This window comes from Ideonella azotifigens, from assembly GCF_006519715.1.
In the GTDB taxonomy this organism is placed as follows: domain Bacteria; phylum Pseudomonadota; class Gammaproteobacteria; order Burkholderiales; family Burkholderiaceae_C; genus Ideonella; species Ideonella azotifigens.
Window position 1 is genome coordinate 1 of sequence record NZ_VIDT01000526.1, and the last position, 3,977, is coordinate 3,977.

Consider the following 3,977-nt stretch of genomic DNA (forward strand, 5'->3'; position numbering starts at 1 on the left):
GGCCTTCGAAGCGCAGCGAAACCTCCAGCGGGGCCGGTGCCCAAAGCCGAAAGCGCGCGCCACCGTCCGGCAGCAGGTTCGCGCCGAACGGCATGCCGTGTTCAAACCCGAGGCGAGGCTGAGCCGCCGAACCGGGTGCCGTGTCAACTCGGGTGTCGTCTTCGATCATGCCGGCCTGCGGAAATGGCCGCGCGGCACCACCACCACACCGCTGGGACTGACGTGGAAGCGCATGCGGTCGTAGGCTTCGTCGTGGCCGATGCGCTCGCCCGGCGGGACGTGGTTGTCCTGGTCGACGATGACCCGGCGCAGCGAGGCGCCCGCGCCGATCACGCAACGGTCCATCACGATGCAATGGTCCAGCTCGGCGCCGGGCTGCAGGTGCACCGCGCGGCGCAGCGTCGCATGGTCCAGCCGCGCACCGTCGACCACGCAGCCGGAACCGACCACCGAGCGGCGGATCAGCCCGGCCTCGATCTGGGCCGACTCCGATGCATCCTGCGAGCCGTAGATCGGCCACTGCGGATTGGTCATGCGAAAGCGCGGCTGCACGCCCAGCGTGTCCAGGTGGGCTTCGAAGTAGGCGTCGATGGTGCCCACGTCGCGCCAGTAGGCGGGCTCCTCAAAGGCATGCGTGCCGGGCACCTGGTTCTCCGCGAAGTCGTAGGCCAGCAGGCGGTGGCCCTTGACCAGGCGCGGCAGCAGGTGGGTGCCGAAATCGGTTTCGCCGGCTTCTGCGCCGCGGCGCAGTTCACGCAGCAGCACCTCGGTGGAAAACAGGTAGTTGCCCATCGAGGCCAGCGCATGCGTGGGGCGCGAGGCCATGCCGCGCGTCTGCTGCGGCTTCTCGCGGAAGTCGGTGATGCGCAGTTGCGCGTCGGTCTCGACGATGCCAAAGCCGCTGCAGTGCTCGCACGGCACCGGCACGGTGGCGACCGTCACGTCGGCCCGGTTGCGCACATGGGCGTCCAGCATCTGGCGCAGGTCCATGCGGTACACGTGGTCGGCACCGAACACGGCCACGTGATCCGGCGCGGCCTCTTCGATCAGGCGGATGTTCTGCCACACCGCGTCAGAGGTGCCCAGGTAGCCGTGTTCGCTGGTCGGTGCTGGCGGCACCAGGTTGACGAAGTGCGGCGGCAGGTAAGGCGCCGAGCTCCACGCCTGGCGCACATGCTCGACCAGCGACTGCGCCTGGTACTGCACCAGCAGGTGCACCGAAGTCAGCCCGGAGTTCAGCAGGTTGCTGAGCACGAAATCCACCAGCCTGTGCTTGCCGTTGAATGGCACCGCCGGCTTGCAGCGCTGATGTGTCAGCGCATGCAAGCGCGTGCCCTGGCCGCCAGCCAGGACAATGCCCAAGGTCTTGTGTATCGATGCCATGTCGCTCCCCGCGAGGGCCGTTGAAAGAAAGAGGGTTTCAACGGAGACGGCAATCGGCATGCCGTTACAAGGGCTGTGCCAGCCGGGGCGCCGTCAGCCTTCGGGCAGCGATGCAGGGGCGGATTTGCCGCCCAGCGCGCGTTGCGCCAGCAGGTAGGTCGCGGCATTCCAGCTCTGGCCCAGCATGCCCATCGGTGCCAGCGTCTGGCCGTGCAGCCATTCGGTGAAGCGCCAGTCGTCCATGCGGTTGACCTCGGCCAGGCGGACCAATGCGTCGCGTGCTGCAGAGGCCTGGCCGAGCTTGGCCAGTGCCATGACCCAGAAGCCGCCGACGAAGGGCCAGATGCCGCCGTTGTGGTACTGGTGCGGGTGGTTCTGCTGGTGGCGGCCCATGTAGGCGCGCCAGAGTTCGTCGTCTTCGGCAATCGGCGTGGTGACCACCCGAACCGGGTGCGGATCGGCCACGCCGGCCTGCTGCAGCGCGCGCAGGATTTGCTGCGCCATCGGCCGGTTGGCCAGGCCGTACAACACGGCCAGCAGGTTGCCGAACACGTCGCCCTCGTCACCGGCAAACGAGAGGTTCACGAAGCTGAGGTACAGCTCGGGGTGCCGGCGCTCGCGCCGGGCGTAGTGGCTCAGCAGCCGGGCGCGGCGGTAGTCCGGCAGGTCGCCCTGCTGAGGGTGGAACAGGTGGTTGAAGTGGTAGCGGGTTTCACTCTGTTGCGGCAATCCGTACAGCGTCTTGACCTGGAACCACAGCGCGTTGGTGTACAGCACGAAACCCGAGCGCGGCATGATGTCGGCCCAGTCGCTGGCCTCGTTCTGCTGCAGCAGGAAAAAGCGCTGGTGCTCCTGGGCCTGCAGCCACTGGATGGCGAGTGCGACCTGCGGCGCCCAGGCCTCGGTCTCGTGTGCCAGCGGGCTGGTTTGTCGCACATGCTGCAGCGCGATCAGCCACCACAGCGTGGCGTCGATGCAGCCGAGGTACCAGAAGTCGGCGTCCCGGCCTTCCGGGTCCACGTACTTCGGGATCTGCCCGTTGGGCGCCTGGAACTGCACCAGCGAGGCCAGGCTGTCCACAGCGGCGCGCTCCAGCGCCGGCAGGCCGCTGCCGGCCATGGCCAGCACGCAGATGGCGGCGTCCCGGCCGAAGATGCGGGTGTAGCTGCGCGCCTCGGCCGCGGCGGTGCGGCTGGCCGCCAGCACGCCTTGCGGCGACAGATTGCGTTCCAGCAGTTGCCACGAGCGGCGAGTGCCTTCATCGATCAGTGCGTGGCCGGTGAGCGGCGGGGACGGGCTGGTCGTGAGCAACACGGGGGCGGTCCTTTCGTTGAGCGGCCTGTCAGCCGGCCGAAGCTTGTTCGACCAGGCCCAGCATGCCTTGCAAAGGGATGCAGGCCCAGTCGGGCCGATGGTCCAGCTCGTAGCGCAGTTCGTAGAAGGCTTTCTCCAGCTCGTACAGCCCGAGCAGGCCCTGGCCGGGCAGCAGCGCATGGTCGTACAGGGCCAGGCCGCCGGCCGAGGTGCTGGAGCGGGCCGCTTCATCGTAGCCGGCCAGGAAGGCGGTGCGGGCTTCGCTTTCCCATTGTTGCGAGAGCGGCGCCAGTTGGGCCATGTGTTCGCTGGTGGTGGCTGCGGCGCGCAACGCGGCCAGGCGGGCGTAGCTGAACGAGCGCAGCATGCCGGCCACGTCGCGCAGCGGCGAGTCCTTGGCCCGGCGCTCGTCCACGCTGCGGCCGGGCTCGCCTTCGAGGTCGGTGATGACGAAGTCGTCCTTGGTCAGCAGCACCTGGGCCAGGTGGTAGTCGCCGTGGTAGCGGGTCTTCCATGCTGCGGGCGGCTGGGTGGCATGGGCCGTGAGGCGCTCCAGCAGGTGCTCGCGCAGCGCCAGCACGCCGGCCACCTCGTTGCCGCAGGCGCCGGTGAGTTCGCCCTGGCGCGCCTGCAGCTTGTCCAGCACGGCTTCGCCTTCGGCGGCCAGGCGCTGCACATGGGCCTGCAGGTCCGTGGCGGTCAGTGGCTCGGGGTCGAAGGCCGGGTCGCCGGTCGGTTTGGCCAGGGCCTGGTGCAGCTCGGCCGTGCGCTGGCCCAGCGTGCGGATCAGCGCCAGGTAGCCGGCGTGGCCTTGCGGCGGCTCGCCGCTGGCCATGCACAGCTCCAGGTAGCGCTGCAGGTAGTGGGTGCTGTAGGCCCAGCCGTCGCCCTGGTTGACGACATAGGCCTGCAGGCAGGCCAGCGTGGTGCAGCGGCCTTCGCTGTCCACATGCTCCAGCGTGCCGGCCAGCGGCACGCAGTTCGGGAACTGCGCCACCTCGGTCAGGAAGCGGCCCATCTCGACTTCCGGGTTCTGCCCGGCGCGCGCGCGGCGGTAGCCCTTGAGGAACAGCCTGTCGCCCAGCGTGACGATGGTGTTGCTGGTCTGCGCCTTCACGCGGGTGACGGCCAGACTGCCGACTTCCTCGCCGCCCAGTTCGGCAAAGGCGCGCGTGGCGCGGAAGCGGAACTCGCCCACTTCGCCGGCCGCGTCCAGCCCGGCGCCCATGGCCGCAACGACGGCGCGGCAGAAGCCTTCGTCGGCATAGGCGTCTGCCATC

2 protein-coding genes and 1 pseudogene are annotated in these 3,977 nt (G+C 69.2%); all 3 read right to left on the reverse strand.

The annotated features are described in order from the left end of the window. Positions 1–93: 93 nt before the first annotated feature. Positions 94–1,383 (reverse strand): annotated as a pseudogene (locus tag FKP22_RS23320) (glucose-1-phosphate adenylyltransferase); the annotation flags it as partial. 93 nt (positions 1,384–1,476) lie between these two features. Further along, positions 1,477–2,697 carry an amylo-alpha-1,6-glucosidase gene (locus FKP22_RS23325; RefSeq protein WP_231010135.1) on the reverse strand — a complete coding sequence of 407 codons (1,221 nt, stop codon included), beginning with the start codon at positions 2,695–2,697 and terminating at the stop codon, positions 1,477–1,479. Between the two features lie 28 nt (positions 2,698–2,725). Beyond that, a partial coding sequence (locus tag FKP22_RS23330; protein ID WP_141290065.1) for a putative maltokinase occupies positions 2,726–3,977 on the reverse strand: 1,252 nt, incomplete at its 5' end.